The sequence below is a fragment of the Pontibacter sp. JAM-7 genome, from assembly GCF_048548695.2.
Taxonomy (GTDB): domain Bacteria; phylum Pseudomonadota; class Gammaproteobacteria; order Pseudomonadales; family Balneatricaceae; genus Neptuniibacter.
This window is the reverse complement of sequence record NZ_JBLYIF020000004.1, coordinates 23,490-38,016: the sequence shown is the minus strand read 5'-3', so window position 1 is coordinate 38,016 and position 14,527 is coordinate 23,490. Positions and strand designations below refer to the sequence as shown.

Annotated in this window: 16 protein-coding genes; 6 read left to right on the top strand and 10 right to left on the bottom strand. The window is 53.3% G+C overall.

The genetic code is table 11. From position 1 onward, the window contains the following. The first annotated feature begins 58 nt into the window (after window positions 1-58). Genes ACFVYJ_RS06360 through ACFVYJ_RS06350 form a run of 3 tightly spaced genes read left to right on the top strand, consistent with a single transcriptional unit; the run spans window position 59 to window position 1,385 of the window. Window positions 59-655: a DUF416 family protein gene (locus ACFVYJ_RS06360; protein WP_463255051.1), complete on the top strand. Its 597-nt coding sequence runs from the start codon at window positions 59-61 to the stop codon at window positions 653-655. 5 nt (window positions 656-660) lie between these two features. Further along, window positions 661-921, top strand: a complete 261-nt coding sequence (locus ACFVYJ_RS06355; RefSeq protein ID WP_463255049.1) for a hypothetical protein — start codon at window positions 661-663, stop codon at window positions 919-921. 8 nt (window positions 922-929) lie between these two features. Next, window positions 930-1,385, top strand: coding sequence for a hypothetical protein (locus ACFVYJ_RS06350; protein ID WP_419415965.1), 456 nt, complete (start codon window positions 930-932; stop codon window positions 1,383-1,385). On the opposite strand, the gene ACFVYJ_RS06345 is transcribed toward ACFVYJ_RS06350, so the two are convergent. Beyond that, the gene (locus ACFVYJ_RS06345; protein ID WP_419415966.1) at window positions 1,365-2,306 is read right to left on the bottom strand and encodes an NADP-dependent oxidoreductase; all 942 of its coding nucleotides are present in this window, start codon (window positions 2,304-2,306) and stop codon (window positions 1,365-1,367) included. The two genes, ACFVYJ_RS06350 and ACFVYJ_RS06345, sit on opposite strands and share 21 nt — an antisense overlap. Window positions 2,307-2,461: 155 nt before the next feature. Here ACFVYJ_RS06345 and ACFVYJ_RS06340 point away from each other — a divergent pair, with 155 nt between their 5' ends. Both ACFVYJ_RS06340 and cysZ read left to right on the top strand, forming a co-directional pair. Further along, the gene (locus ACFVYJ_RS06340; protein ID WP_419415967.1) at window positions 2,462-2,686 is read left to right on the top strand and encodes a hypothetical protein; all 225 of its coding nucleotides are present in this window, start codon (window positions 2,462-2,464) and stop codon (window positions 2,684-2,686) included. 6 nt (window positions 2,687-2,692) lie between these two features. Next, window positions 2,693-3,472, top strand: coding sequence for a sulfate transporter CysZ (gene cysZ / locus ACFVYJ_RS06335; RefSeq protein ID WP_419415968.1), 780 nt, complete (start codon window positions 2,693-2,695; stop codon window positions 3,470-3,472). Here the strand turns inward: cysZ and phoR are convergent. From phoR to ACFVYJ_RS06315, 4 genes are all read right to left on the bottom strand, one after another. Further along, window positions 3,465-4,784 carry a phosphate regulon sensor histidine kinase PhoR gene (gene phoR, locus ACFVYJ_RS06330; RefSeq protein ID WP_419415969.1) on the bottom strand — a complete coding sequence of 440 codons (1,320 nt, stop codon included), beginning with the start codon at window positions 4,782-4,784 and terminating at the stop codon, window positions 3,465-3,467. The genes cysZ and phoR overlap by 8 nt on opposite strands. Before the next feature lie 19 nt (window positions 4,785-4,803). Further along, on the bottom strand, window positions 4,804-5,499 hold the full coding sequence (phoB, locus tag ACFVYJ_RS06325; protein WP_419415970.1) for a phosphate regulon transcriptional regulator PhoB: 696 nt from the start codon (window positions 5,497-5,499) through the stop codon (window positions 4,804-4,806). Window positions 5,500-5,601: 102 nt separating this feature from the next. Next, window positions 5,602-6,498: a 4-hydroxybenzoate octaprenyltransferase gene (gene ubiA / locus ACFVYJ_RS06320; protein ID WP_419415971.1), complete on the bottom strand. Its 897-nt coding sequence runs from the start codon at window positions 6,496-6,498 to the stop codon at window positions 5,602-5,604. Window positions 6,499-6,534: 36 nt separating this feature from the next. Then, complete coding sequence (locus tag ACFVYJ_RS06315; protein ID WP_419415972.1) at window positions 6,535-7,068, bottom strand: chorismate--pyruvate lyase family protein; 534 nt, start codon at window positions 7,066-7,068, stop codon at window positions 6,535-6,537. A 91-nt stretch (window positions 7,069-7,159) separates the two neighbouring features. Here ACFVYJ_RS06315 and ACFVYJ_RS06310 point away from each other — a divergent pair, with 91 nt between their 5' ends. Further along, window positions 7,160-7,756 (top strand): DUF1415 domain-containing protein, encoded by a 597-nt coding sequence (locus tag ACFVYJ_RS06310; RefSeq protein ID WP_419415973.1) that lies wholly within the window; start codon window positions 7,160-7,162, stop codon window positions 7,754-7,756. Window positions 7,757-7,796: 40 nt separating this feature from the next. Here the strand turns inward: ACFVYJ_RS06310 and phoU are convergent, their stop codons facing one another. From phoU to ACFVYJ_RS06285, 5 genes are all read right to left on the bottom strand, one after another. Then, complete coding sequence (phoU, locus tag ACFVYJ_RS06305) at window positions 7,797-8,546, bottom strand: phosphate signaling complex protein PhoU (RefSeq protein WP_419415974.1); 750 nt, start codon at window positions 8,544-8,546, stop codon at window positions 7,797-7,799. A 24-nt stretch (window positions 8,547-8,570) separates the two neighbouring features. Continuing rightward, window positions 8,571-9,320 carry a phosphate ABC transporter ATP-binding protein PstB gene (gene pstB, locus ACFVYJ_RS06300; protein ID WP_419415999.1) on the bottom strand — a complete coding sequence of 250 codons (750 nt, stop codon included), beginning with the start codon at window positions 9,318-9,320 and terminating at the stop codon, window positions 8,571-8,573. Window positions 9,321-9,436: 116 nt separating this feature from the next. Then, window positions 9,437-11,125, bottom strand: coding sequence for a phosphate ABC transporter permease PstA (pstA, locus tag ACFVYJ_RS06295; protein WP_419415975.1), 1,689 nt, complete (start codon window positions 11,123-11,125; stop codon window positions 9,437-9,439). A 25-nt stretch (window positions 11,126-11,150) separates the two neighbouring features. Continuing rightward, window positions 11,151-13,424 carry an ABC transporter permease subunit gene (locus ACFVYJ_RS06290; RefSeq protein ID WP_419415976.1) on the bottom strand — a complete coding sequence of 758 codons (2,274 nt, stop codon included), beginning with the start codon at window positions 13,422-13,424 and terminating at the stop codon, window positions 11,151-11,153. 129 nt (window positions 13,425-13,553) lie between these two features. Beyond that, window positions 13,554-14,525 (bottom strand): PstS family phosphate ABC transporter substrate-binding protein, encoded by a 972-nt coding sequence (locus ACFVYJ_RS06285; RefSeq protein ID WP_419415977.1) that lies wholly within the window; start codon window positions 14,523-14,525, stop codon window positions 13,554-13,556. Window positions 14,526-14,527: the final 2 nt, after the last annotated feature.

Genomic DNA, 14,527 nt, shown 5'->3' with positions numbered 1-14,527 from the left:
CCTGCAATGGTTTTTAAAAACGGTACAATAGGCGCATCAAAGTAATACGGTGTGAGCGATGACAGATCAGGTGCAAAATCAGCCCCTTGGTGGCCTGCAGGATTGGCAATTGCTGGCGCTGGCAGCGGCAATTACAGAACGTATGTACCCTAACTTCGCGCTGTTTTCCCGACTGCTGGAATTCGGCGAGTTGGATCGTGTGCGTAGGGTAATAGACGGGGTCTGGGATGCCGTCAGCGGTACCGGTGCCAAAATGAACTTTGATGTTCAGTTACCCCATATTGAACAGAATATTCCGGATCTGGAAGAGTTTGATATGTATGGGGCAATTCCGGCACGCGATGCCATTCTTGCTCTGTGTTGTACCCTCAATACCGCGATCCAGCCTGAGCCTTCTGAAGTGGATGACATTATCCAGTTGTCACGTGAAACAGTGGCTGGCTTTATCGAACTGAATGCAGATGATCAGCTGTCTGATGAAGAGCTGGTTCGTCTAATCAATACCCATGACTTGATGCTGCAGGAGGATGATTTCCTGGCCGACTGTCTCGAACTGTTGGTATCGACTCAGTCTAAGGCTAAAGTGATTCAGCAATTGCGAGCACTGGCCGCTAATGACGGTTACAGCAATATTGGTATCTCCGATAGCGAGTAAGTCCCGTGTTGCGAATAGGTCTTATTTTATTGGTAATCCCGGCCGTGCTGATTATTGGTTTGTATTTCAGTGAGCTGAATGAAGTGCAGGCCTGTCTGGATCAGGGTGGGTCATGGCACTATCAGGTTGGTGTTTGCGATCTTGAAAAATCACACCCATTCGTCCCTTTTTTGGTGCGTTATCCGCTTCTGGTAAATGGCGGCATGTTGCTTAGCTGCCTGGGGCTGTTGCTCTGTGTGGTGGGGTTGTACCGACCTAAAGCTTAGGAACTATCATGTGGCGTAAATTTCTCTATCTGTTGTTTGGCATGCTGGTCGCGGGTGTGTTCCTGCTGTGGCTCAGCAAAAGCACCTGGTTGCCTGAGTGGAACGCCAAACTGTCAGAGCAGGCTCAGACCTTTCGTAGTGAAGGTTTACAGCTGGGGCAACAACACGATCAGGCGTTTTGCCTGGCAGAGTCATTGCAACGCTTTAATCAGTGTTCCGGGTTTGCCTGTACGGTGAATCACGGCATTTTGCTGAAAGCCTGTTTGCAGGAAGCGGCGCCTACGCCGGGATTTTGTGATCAGGTGCCAGCGTTTAATGACACGCCCAGTGAAGATGATAAAAGCTGGGCAAGGGATTACTGCTGGCAACGCGATGTGCGGGGTGACGGATGCAAATTGCTGATGCGTCAGCAGCAGTATTTTTGTTCGGGAATGAACGACGAGTTACCCGATAGTAAGTACTAGCTTACCTGTAACTCTACCTGTTTTGCTGTCGGAGAAGGCTTTACCTGCTTGCTCCAGCGGGTAGCTACCTGCCAGTTTCAGTTGCAATTTTTTATCTGCATACAGGCCAGCCAGCTGATCTAGTTGACGGCTGTCCGGCTCTACCCGGATTGGCTGTACATTCACCCGCATTTTTCCTCCTGCTGCTATCACGTCATCTTTGGTGACTGTGGGCAGGGTGATCAGAGTGCCACCGGGTTTGACGCACTTCAGTGCTTCAATGCCGGTGGCACCGCCAACCCCATCAAGTACTAAATCGACGTTATTCACGTGATGCGTGATATTGTCATCGTGGTAATCAATCACCACATCAGCGCCTAATGATTTGAGAAATTCATGGTTACGTGTCGAGGCCGTCGCGATCACACGTGCGCCGGTCCATTTGCCGAGCTGTATTGCAAGGTGGCCGACGCCACCAGCACCTGCAAGCACCAATAATTGCTGGTCGGGTTTAAGTTGGCCCTTACTGAATAAAGCCTGCCAGGCGGTGAGGCCGGCCAGACCAAGGCCACCAGCCTCTATGATTGGTAGTTCTGCAGGGCGGTGGCTAATCTGGTCCGCGGGTGCTGCCAGGTATTCAGCAAAACAGCCGGCACGTTGTGGGAAATTGATAAAGCCGAATACTTCATCTCCTGGAGCAAACTCGGTGACATCGTCGGCCGCTGCCTCTACTGTACCGGCGAACTCCCAGCCCGGTATAAAGGGTAATTCGCCAATAAAGGGTGCAGCACCGCCTCCGGCACAGGTTTTCCAGTCAATTGGGTTCACGCCGGCAGCATGGTTGCGCACCAGTACCTGACCCGGTTGTAGCGTTGGCACAGGCAGGTCAAGGTAGTTGAGTTGCTCGGTGGAACCAAACTGTTCAATCTGTATCGCTTTCATATAATGTTCCGTCGCGGGTTAGCTGAATCGATGCAGCCGAATTAAAGGTTTTTTGTTAGGCTAGCCCTGCTGCTAAGGTTAGCCTTCTATCTCAGTGACCGACAAGCAGCAAAACGGGTTCCCAAATATTCTGATAATTAAATAAGGCGAAATTCATGTATTTGGCAATAGTGGAACAAGTGCTGTTCTGGGGTGGTCTACTGGTGTTTCTGGTTTCTCTGGCAATGTATGCAGGCCGCACCCGTGATGTTAAATCGTTGTTCTATTTCTGGCGACCTACGATGGAACTCACTGTTAAAGAGTTTAACGTGAATCGGGTTGGATTGGGCATGATGGTTGTGGCTGTTGTTATCAGGCTGGCAAATTTTGTTTTGAATTGAGGTGTTATGCGAGGTAATCCGTTTACCGGTGCCGGGTATTTGGTTAAAGGGCTGAAGATGCTGCCTGACCCGGAAATCAGGCCGTTTGTGCTGGTACCCCTAACCATTAATGTTGTGTTGTTTATCGCGGCGCTCTGGCTACTGTTCAGTCATATGGGCAGTTGGATTGACTATCTGCTGAGTTTTCTGCCGGGCTGGGCTGGATTTCTCCACTGGTTGCTGTGGCCGTTGTTTGCTCTGATGGTGCTGCTGCTGGCGTATTACAGTTTTTCTATCTTTGCCAACCTGATAGCTGCGCCGTTTAATGGCTTTTTGTCCGAGAAGGTAGAAAAGCGCTTGCGGGGTGAGTTGGTGGTGGATGAGGGTTGGCAGGCATTACTGGCGATTATTCCGCGTTCTATTCAGCGAGAACTGGCCAAGTTAGTGTACTACCTGCCCCGTGTGTTGTTGCTGTTGATCGTATCGTTTATCCCGGTCATCAATATTATCTCTCCACTGCTATGGCTTTGGTTTGGTGCCTGGATGATGGCGATCCAGTATTGTGATTATCCAATGGATAACAACAACGTCAGTTTCCGGCAGATGAAAGTGATGCTGAAGCAGGAGCGCCTCACGGCGATCGGTTTTGGCGGTTTGGTTCAGGCGGGTATGCTGGTGCCGTTGCTGAATTTGCTAATCATGCCGGCAGCGGTGGTGGGTGCGACCATCTATTGGGTTGAGGCGCATGCCAGCAGAGAGCGACCCTTGTCAGCAGGCCCAGAAGCACAGCTGGAACGGTTTAACTGATTTTTACTAGGTCGTTGTCGTCCTGATGGCTCAGCATCTCGGTCGGAAAGTGACAGCAGAAGGTACTGCCCTGGTTCAGCTTACTGTTGATGGTCAGCTCACCGCCATGGCGAACCAAGACATGCTTAACGATCGCCAGGCCCAGTCCGGTACCGCCACTGGCAGAAGAGCGACTCTCGTCCACGCGGTAGAAGCGTTCTGTCAGGCGTGGCAGATGGATCGATTCTATGCCGGGGCCGTTATCTGTGACGGCAAAGTGGCCGCCCTTAGCGTCTACCCACCAACGGATGCTGATGTCGCCCCCGGTCTGGGTATAACGCACCGCGTTAAATACCAGGTTGGAAAAGGCGCTGTGTAGCTCCACTTCTTGACCGCACAGGTCAAATTTCTGATCCATTTCCAGTTTGAAGTTTTGCTGTTTGTCACGCCCGAGTTCTTTGGCGGCATCCAGAATATGGCGCAGTATCGAGTGGATCTGAATTGGCTGTTCTGATGAAACTGCCTGACTGGCTTCCAGCCGAGACAGCAGCAGTAGGTCGGAGACCAAATTTTCCATTCGCCGTGCCTGCTGTTGCATCGCCTTCAGGCCGCGCTGCATATGCTGTGGCATCTCATTATCAAGGAAGGTTTCCAGATAACCGCGAATTACGGTCAGCGGTGTGCGCAGTTCATGGGACGCATTAGCGACAAAGTCCTGTCGGGTCTGCTCCAGTCGAATGAGACGCGAAACGTCGCGCGCTACCAGTAATCGGTCGCCATCTCCAAAGCGGGTAATCTGATATTGGATGCTGAATTCGGATTTGACCGGAGAAGGCAGGGTGATGGGATCGGTATACTGGCCACGGTTGTAGTAACGGATAAAGCGCGGATCTCGCAGTAAATTCATCACCGGTCTGCCGCGATCTGTCAGCGGTCTGAGCCCCAGCAGTCGGCTGGCGGTTTCGTTCCACCATTCCATATTGTTGTTACGGTCGATAATGATGATGGCGTCGGGTAATGCAGACGAGGACTGTTGGAAGCGGTCAATCACCCCACGTAGCAGGGTTTCCCGACTGTTCTGTCGCCGTTGCAACCGGGATAGACCATCAAACAGTTCGCCCCAGCGGCCTTTGCTTTCTGGCAGTTCTGCCTGGTCATCATTGTTGTGCACCCAGTTACTCAACTGACGGAAGCGGCGCAATTCCAAAATGGACCAGACCAGTAGGGCTATTGCCAGGGTCCAGCCAGGGGCATCGAGCAGAAACCCCACTGCCAGCGCAATGACGCTAATCAGTCCCAGACGGAAAAACAGATTGTGGTTGGCAGAGCCCATATACGATGCTTATTTCCTGTCAGGCAACACTGGATGAAAAGCGATAGCCGGTGCCGCGTACTGTCTGCACTAGGTAATCGTGACGGTTGCCCAGGGCCTTGCGCAAGCGGCGGATATGCACATCAACCGTTCGTTCCTCCACATAGACGTTGCCACCCCAGACCATATCCAGCAGCTGGCTGCGCGAGTATGCACGGTCCTGATGCGTCATGAAGAACTGTAGCAGACGAAACTCGGTGGGACCTAGTTCAATCGGCGTGCCCTCTGCAGTCACTCGGTGTGATACCGGATCCAGCGTCAGTTCGTCCACCGAAACCGGCTCTTCAACCCCGATAGGAGTACTGCGGCGGAGTACTGCTTTCAGGCGGGCCACCAGCTCGCGGGGTGAAAATGGTTTGGTAATATAGTCATCGACACCGACATCCAGACCCTTGATCTTATTATCTTCATCGGTTTTGGCGGTGAGCATAATAATGGGCAGGTCGGCGGTGGCCTCTTCCTTGCGCAGGCGACGGGCAAACTCGATACCGGTGGTGCCGGGCATCATCCAGTCCAGCAGCAGCATATCCGGCTTGTCATCCACGATCATGGCGTGGGCGGTATTGGCATTATCGGCTTCCAGGCACTGATAACCTGCCATCTCCAGAGCCACGGCAATCATTTCTCGGATTGGTGCCTCGTCATCAACGATCAGTACGCGTTTCGCAGGTGACATTGAATGTTCTTCCCTTGGTTACGGTTTCTACGAGGCCTATTACAAGACAATAGTGTTACACAAATATGACATTGATGACGTTCGCAGGCCGTATCTGCTGTTTTACGTTGATTTGAGTAGGAAGTGCAGCAGCACACCGAGAAAAATAGCCAGACCGGCATAGTGGTTGTTGAGGAATGCTTTAAAGCAACGCTCTCTACCGCGGTGGCGAATTAACTGCTGCTGGTAGACAAACAGACCGGCGGCGGTCATCAGCCCGGCATAGTAGATAAAGGACAGCTCACGCTGAACACCCAGTAAAATCAGGCTTAACAGAGTGGTTATCTGCAGCAGGCCGATAGCCAGCCGATCTGCATCACCAAACAGGATCGCCGTGGATTTTACGCCGATCTTCAGATCATCATCCCGATCGACCATGGCGTACATGGTGTCATACGCCACTGTCCAGAGCACAGTGGCGATGTAGATCAGCCAAGCATAGGGTGGCACGGTTTGGGTGACCGCAGAAAAGGCCATCGGAATTGACCAGGCAAAAGCGGCACCCAGCACCACCTGAGGCAGGTAGGTGTAACGCTTCATAAATGGATAACAGGATGCCAGCAGCAGGCCGCCAACCGATAGCAGGATGGTCTCCTTATTGGTAAACAGCACCAGAATAAAAGCCAGTAGCATCAGCCCGGCAAACAGCAGCAGGGCTTCTCTCGGCGTGACCCGCCCGGTAGGTAATGGACGATTGGCGGTGCGTTTGACATAACCGTCTATTTTGCGGTCAGCAAAATCATTGATGACACAGCCAGCGGCGCGGGTCAGGACTACGCCCAGCGTAAAAATCAGCAGCAGCTTGATGCTGGGGATACCCCCTGAGGCTAGCCATAGTGCCCAGTAAGTAGGCCATAGCAGCAGATAGGTGCCAATCGGCTTATCCATCCGGGTAAGCAACAGGTAGTTGTCGAACTTTTCTTTCCAGCGGGATTGTGCAGCGGGCATCTCGGCAGACATGGTAAGCCTAGTGTTATTGCTGTGATATGAATGAGCCTAGTTTACCTGCTGCAGTGGGGTCAGGAAAACCTCGCATACCAGCAGCGGTTTTTCTTGCAAATAGAATACTGAGCGCCGCGCCCATAAAGGGCTGTCATCCATTGGTATGCGGCAGATCTGTAACGGGCCGCGTCGCATCCCGGGGGTGCTGAACAGCAGGCTGCCTAAAGAACGGTTGCCCAGATGGCGGAGTCGACGTTGCGCGCCAGTGAGTGTTTTTGCCGGAATCAGAGAGCGGGCATACACCCAGGGTTGGCCCTGGCCGAGTAATTGCACCTCGCGGATCAGCGCAACCTGGCGGCTACGCATGCCGAGGGCCTGGGCTTCAGAACGCGTTGGTCGGCCCCATTGCTGGCGGATAACCCGAACTTCGAAATCGCCCTGGCTTAAGCGCACCAGACGCTGCGTCAGAGAGCTGCTATCCATCAGCCAGCCTTGCCAATAGTGCGGTGCCAACAGGGCATAAGCACGACGCAGGGCAGTCCAGCGAGTATCAAAACGCTGGTGGTCAAGGGCAGTTGGAATTGCCAAATCGAGCTCCTTTGCAGCAAGGGCGACATCTTACCAAAAACACCTGCTGGAGACAGTAGGCAGCGGGCTGTTCCTGACTTAAACTAGGCCGATGCAAACCTATCCTCACCCCTTACCCGCCGACCTGGCGCTGTCTCGCAGCCGGAACTGGGTCGATCAGATGGTCATTGGCCTCAATCTATGCCCGTTTGCGGCACCTGACCAGCGTGCAGGTCGGGTGCGTTATGCGTTGTCTGACGCAGAGGGTATGGCAACAGCCGTGGCGGACTTTCTGGTTGAGCTGGAACGCATTCAGCAGGCTGACGCGTCTGACATTGCCACCACGCTATTGATTCTGAACCGCACAGGCGAAGCGTTTGAGACCTATCTTGACCTGCTGGACCAGTGTCAGGGCGCCTTGCAACAGGCCGGCCTTGAGGGGGTATTCCAGTTGGCGAGTTTTCATCCCCGCTACTGTTTTGCCGGAGTCGATGCCGATGATCTCAGTAACTGGACTAATCGTTCGCCACTGCCGATGATACATCTGATCCGGGAGGGGCAGATGAGCCGGGTTTTGGCGCATTACCAAGCGGTGGAAGAGATTCCGGAACGCAACATTGAACGGCTCAGGACGATGGGGCGTGCGGGGTTGCTGCAGCACTGTCCGGTGCTGGCGGAGTATTGGCCGGAGGCGAAACCGCAGCTATAAATAACCACGCAGGAGCGTGGTTATTTATATACGTCAGAGTTTAAGCTTCGCCCTGATCTTCTTCAGGCTCGGTACCTTGTACCGCCGCTTGTTTAATGGTTTGCAGGCTGCTGTGGCGCACATCTGTACCACTGACCATATAGATCAGTTGCTGGGACATGCTGCGGGCGTGATCACCCATCCGCTCCAGGCTACGCAACACCCAGATTACATTCATGATACTGGAGATCGAACGCGGGTCTTCCATCATAAACGTCACCAGAGAACGCATGGCAGAGCGGTACTCTTGGTCTACTGATTTATCCATCTTGGCCACTTTGTAGGCCAGCTCAGTATCATTCCGGGCGTATGCAGTGAGGACGTTTTTCACCATCTCGCGCACCAGATTGCCAATATGACGCACCTCCTGATACCCCCGAGGTGACTGACCCTCTTCCACCAGTTCAATGGCGTGGCGACAGATACGGCTGGCTTCATCGCCCATGCGCTCTAGGCTGGTTACGGCCTTGGAGACCGAGATGATCAGACGCAGGTCACTGGCGGCTGGCTGGCGCCGGGCGATGGTGGTAGCGATCTGCTCGTCGATCAGAATCTCCATCTCGTTAGTCTGGTTGTCCGCTTTGCGGGACTGTTCTGCCAGATTGCTATCGCTGGTCAGCAGTGCCTCGATGGCGTCATGGACCTGGCGCTCAACGATGCCACCCATTGTCAGCAACAGGGTGCGGATCTGTTCCAGCTCTTCATTGAACTGCTGGGAAATATGGCTTGAATAATCGCCTTTGAATTCCACGATAAATCTCCTAATTACCCTGAATTAACCGTAACGACCGGTGATGTAATCTTCGGTCTGCTTTTTATCCGGATTGGTGAACAGTGCATCGGTGGCACCAAACTCAATCAGATCTCCCATGTACATAAAGGCGGTGTAATCGGAGACTCGTGCCGCCTGCTGCATGTTGTGAGTCACGATCACGATGGTGAAATCCTTTTTCAGTTCGTGGATCAGCTCTTCGATCTTCAATGTGGAGATTGGGTCCAGTGCCGACGCCGGCTCATCCAGTAGCAAAACTTCCGGCTTCACTGCGATGGTACGGGCAATCACCAGACGCTGCTGCTGGCCACCGGACATGCCTAATGCGCTTTCATGCAGGCGGTCTTTTACTTCATCCCATAGTGCCGCAGAACGCAGTGCCCACTCGACGGTTTCATCCAGTACCCGTTTCTTGTTGATGCCCTGAATGCGCAGGCCGTAAGCGACGTTTTCATAGATCGATTTCGGGAACGGATTGGGTTTCTGGAATACCATGCCAACCCGGCGTCTCAGCTCCGCGATATCGACGCCGCGGTCATAGATATTGGCATCTTCCAGCATGATCTGGCCGGTGATATGACAATCGTCGACTAGATCATTCATACGGTTAAAGCAGCGCAGCAGCGTTGATTTACCGCAACCGGACGGGCCGATAAAAGCGGTTACGCGGTGCTTGGGAATCTGCATATCGATGCCATGCAACGCTTCATTGTCGCCATAGCAAAGGCGCAGATCTTTGACTTCCAGCGCCAGGGTTTCATCCGCCAGGTCCAGGGTGCGTTTATCGCGCTGCATGGACGCAATATCAATGGCATGAGTTTTTACTTCACCGGTCATGTTAGATACCTTCATTGTTCGGTCCGACTCCGTTACATTTCAAGCGCTTTGTATTTTTCACGCAGATGGTTGCGGATTGCGATAGCTGATAGGTTCAGCAGGGCAATCACCGCTACCAGCAGCAGCGCAGTTGCGTAAACCAGCGGCCGGGCCGCTTCAACATTGGGGCTTTGGAAGCCCACATCATAGATGTGGAAGCCCAAGTGCATAAATTTTTGATCCAGATGCAGGAATGGGTAGTTGCCATCCAGCGGCAGGCTGGGCGCCAGTTTGACTACGCCGACCAGCATTAGAGGTGCGACTTCACCGGCAGCACGGGCAATCGCCAGAATCACACCGGTCATGATGGCCGGGCTGGCCATGGGAATCACCACCTTCATCAGGGTTTCAAATTTGGTCGCCCCCAGTGCCAGTGAGCCTTCGCGAATCGCCCGCGGAATACGGGTCAGCCCCTCTTCGGTGGCGACAATCACGACCGGCAGCGTCAGCAGTGCCAGGGTAATGGAAGCCCACATCAGGCCGGGAGTACCGAAGGTCGGCGAGGGTTTGGCGGCGGCAAAAAAAGCATCGTCTATGTGTCCACCCAGGAAGTAGACAAAGAAACCCAAACCAAATACACCGTAGACAATTGAGGGTACGCCCGCCAGATTGTTCACCGCAATACGAATCACTCGGGTGATAAAACCCTGTTTGGCATATTCACGCAGGTAGACGGCTGCAATCACGCCAAACGGCGTCACGATGACCGACATGATGATTACCATCAGGACGGTACCGAAGATCGCCGGGAAGATACCCCCTTCAGTATTGGCCTCGCGGGGTTCGTCACTGACAAACTCCCACAGCTTGGCCGCATAATGTGTCAGCTTGTTGCCGACATGCATGTCATTAGGCAGGAAGGCGCGCACGACTGAGGATAAGCGGAATTCAACCATGTTTCCGTTGGCAATTTCCGCCACCACACTGTCGCGGTTGATGGCGTTGTATAGATCTAGCAGCTCGGTCTGCAAGTGTTGATAATCGGCATCCAGTTCCTGGCGACGATCGGCAATCTCCTGCAGGCGCTGTGGGTCGTTAATGCCCTTCAGCTCAAGCGAACGTTCTTTAAGGCGCAGGCGCTCCAACTCGTAGTTGATGGCACCGATATCACCCTTTTCGATTGCTTTGATTTGATCGTAAATGCCCAGAGCGCGTTCAATGCGCTGCTGGAACTGTTGCCACAACTCAGTATATTCGGCGGTTTTTTCATAGCCGTCATATTGAGCGACCAAGTTGCCATCTTCTTTCAGGCCGCGTAAGTAGCCGTAAAAATTACCCCATTCGCGACGCTCTGCTGCAAACAGCATCTCAGGTTGCGACATATCAGACAGGTGAGCATCCAGTACCCAGATAAAGTCGGTACCGCCATGGTCTCGGTTACCGATTTTTATCAAGGTGCGTGGCATTTCGAGCACGCCCTCTGGTACCTGTACACCGCTATCGCGCAACTGCTCGGCAGAGATGAGCTTGGTCTGCACCCGCTCACCTACCAGGCGAGTGGTATTGCCATTTTGGTTGTAGTTGGCCTGATAAATATCAGCGGGCCAGAAGTGTCCCAAACCACGTACCGCGATCAGCGACAGTAGACCGACCACCATGATCAGCGAGATAGCCACCGCCCCGGCATTCAGCCAGACCCAGGGTGCGCCGGATTTGGTCCATTCAGAAAAAGAGTAACGCATCAATCCAATCCTCAGTCACACAGGGTTACAGTGAGCCATATTTCTTGCGCAGGCGCTGGCGGACGGTTTCGGCTATCGTATTCACCACAAAGGTGAACAGGAAGAGCACGAATGCTGCCAGGAATAGAATCCGGAAGTGGGTACTGTCGACTTCAGATTCTGGCATCTCTACCGCAATATTGGCTGCCAGGGTGCGCATCCCTTCAAAGATGTTGGCATCCATGATGGGGGTATTACCGGTCGCCATCAGGACAATCATGGTTTCCCCCACCGCACGACCCATACCGATCATCACGGCAGAGAAAATACCCGGACTGGCGGTCGGCATGACGACCCGCACCAGGGTTTGCCAGGGTGTTGCCCCCAGCGCCAGTGAGCCATAAGACAGATGCTTCGGCACAGCGAAAATGGCGTCTTCCGTGATGGAGAAGATGGTTGGAATAACCGCAAAACCCATGGCGAGACCTACCACCAGCGCATTACGCTGATCGTAAGGAATACCCAGCTCGTTGGTGACCCAGTAACGCATCTCGGTACCAAACAGCACTTGTTCAATGCCGGGAGCAATCCAGAAGCTGAACATGGTTGCCAGCATCACCACTGGAATCAACAGCGCAGCATCCCAGCCCTCTGGAATCAGGTAGCGCAGGGTTTTTGGCGCATTGGCCCAGGCAAAGGCAAAGCCAAGGATAGAGGCCGGAACCACCAGCAAGGTGACAAAGATGCCCGCCAGGTTTACCTCGATAAACGGTGCCAGCCATAAACCAGCCAAGAACCCGAGGATGACCGTGGGCAGTGCCTCCATTAACTCGATGAAGGGTTTTACCTTGCGGCGCATCGACGGCACCATAAAGTAGGCGGTGTAGATTGCACCACAAATCGCCAGCGGCGTTGCCAGCAGCATGGCGTAAAATGCGGCTTTCAAGGTGCCAAATGCCAGCGGCATCAGGCTGTATTTAGGTTCGAAATCGTTGTTAGAGGCAGAGGACTGCCAGATAAACTCTGGCTCTTCATAGCCTTCGTACCAGACCTTTTCCCACAGCGCACTCCAGGAAACTTCCGGATGCTCATTGTGGATCTGCCACAGCGAGACCATGCCATCCTGTTCCAGCAACAACGCATCAGAACGGGGCGACAGAGCGGATTGCTGAGCACCACGTTGCAGGATCTGCTCACTCATAGAGGTACGCGCGGCAGTGGTGTTGTAAAAGTCGATCTGACCCAGCTGGTTCAGGGTGATAAAACCTTTACGACGATGCTCTAGAGCGATGGTGCTGATACTGGAGTTATGGGCGCTAAAACTGCGTACCTTGGTTAATTGCCAGGCATTGTTTTCATCACGTACCAAAAACCACTGGGAGATGGTGCCCTGATCATCGCCGACGAGGAGCGAGTTGCCACCCAGCAGCAGTCGGAAGTCGGTGATACGGCCCTTGCTGGCCTCGATCACCTGGCTCACATCAGCGCCGTTACCGGTTTCCAGCTCTACCACAGCCAGTTTGTTTTTCGGCCCCGCCACCAGCAGCCAGTGCTGATCCGGAGTCAGTTGCAATCGGGTCGCCTGCAGGCCAATGCTGGGCAGGGTGCTGGTAGTGATATCGACTTCGATTTCTTCAGTGATCAGATTTTCCGTCAGGATCAGACGGGTACTGCTCAATTGCTCCTGGGTGCCACCAATCAGTGCCCAGTTTTCTTCATAACCATTCAGCGCCAGAACTTCGAGCGGCAGATCACTGACGTTGATCGGTTCAGCACCGAATGGGTACTCAATGCGTGGGGTAATTACCCGCACACCGTTCGGATAAGTGGACTTATAAGCATGTTTGTACACCAGTGCCTGACCATTACTCAGACCAAGCGCGAAGGTGTTGCTGTTGTCGGATGCCAGAGCAAAACTGGTAATGTTGGTGTCTAGCGGCAGCTCAGCTGTCACCTTGTCGATGACCTTGCCAGAGCGGGAATCAAAGAACACCATCTGCCCTTGATCCGTTACCCGTAGACCAATCCGGACCTGTTCTTCCAACGCCAGATACAGGGTTTTCCCTTCGCCGGGGACGGCATAGGGTTGCACTTCTGCATCCTGTTCCTGCCAAGGCTCAATGCTGGCTGACTGAAACAGCGGCAATACTTCATACAGAAGGTAGAAAAAGATCAGCAGGATAGCAACGATGACGCTGATACCCCCAAACGCGATACCGCCAGAGGCGATTTTGTCTTTCAAGGCGCGCAGGTTACGGTGCCGCCGGGCGCTACCTGAATTGAAGTTCAGATCAGGTGCTGTAAGTTTTTCTGAGCTCATAACGCGGGAGTCCAAGAGGGCTGGCCTAGTTTGGGCGCTAGAATATTACGTGTTTGTTACAGCATTGTGACAAACACGCAGAAACAAAACAGGGGAGCCGAAGCTCCCCTGAATACCGGTGCTGCAGGGTTACATGCCCAGTGCTTTCATCTGCTTTTCAACCACAGAGGCTGGCAGTGGGATGTAGCCATCTTTAACAACGACTTCTTGACCGACTTTAGACATCACCATCTTCAGGAACTCTCGATCCAGAGGTGACAGAGCCTGACCTGGCTTCTTGTTGACGTAGACATACAGAGAGCGCGCCAGTGGGTAAGTACCATTCAGAGCGTTTTCCGGAGTCGCTTCTACGAAGTCAGTCCCCGCTTTTTTGGTCAGCGGCAGAGCACGTACAGAGGCAGTTTTGTAACCGATACCGGAGTAACCGATTGCGTTCAGTGTGGTGGACACAGACTGTACCACTGACGCAGAACCTGGCTGCTCATTCACGTTGTTTTTGAAGTCGCCTTTACACAGCGCTTTCTTCTTGAAGTAACCGTAAGTGCCGGATACTGAGTTACGACCGAACAGCTGCACGGATTTGTCGGCCAGTGCACCAGTGACACCTACCTGACCCCAGGTAGAAGCATCTTCAGCAGCGCCACACTTACGGGTAGAAGAGAAGATAGCGTCGACCTGAGGAATCGTCAGGCCAGCAATTGGGTTGTCTTTGTGTACAAACACCGCCAGCGCATCGATGGCAACGGCTACAGGCGTCGGTTTGTAACCATATTTTTTCTCGAATGCTTCAATCTCTTTGTCCTTCATTTTACGCGACATAGGACCGATGTTTGAGGTGCCTTCCGTCAGCGCTGGTGGTGCAGTAGAAGAACCGGCAGCCTGGATCTGTACGTTTACATTCGGGTAGTTACGTTTGAACTCTTCAGCCCACAACGTCATCAGGTTAGCCAGGGTGTCAGAGCCTACGCTGGACAGGTTACCTGATACGCCAGAAGCCTTTTCGTATACTGGCAGGTTAGGGTCCAGCTGATCAGAAGCCTGAGCGGTGACACATGCAGCAGACAGTGCTACTGCAGCAAAAATCTTCTTCATTGGTTTCATGT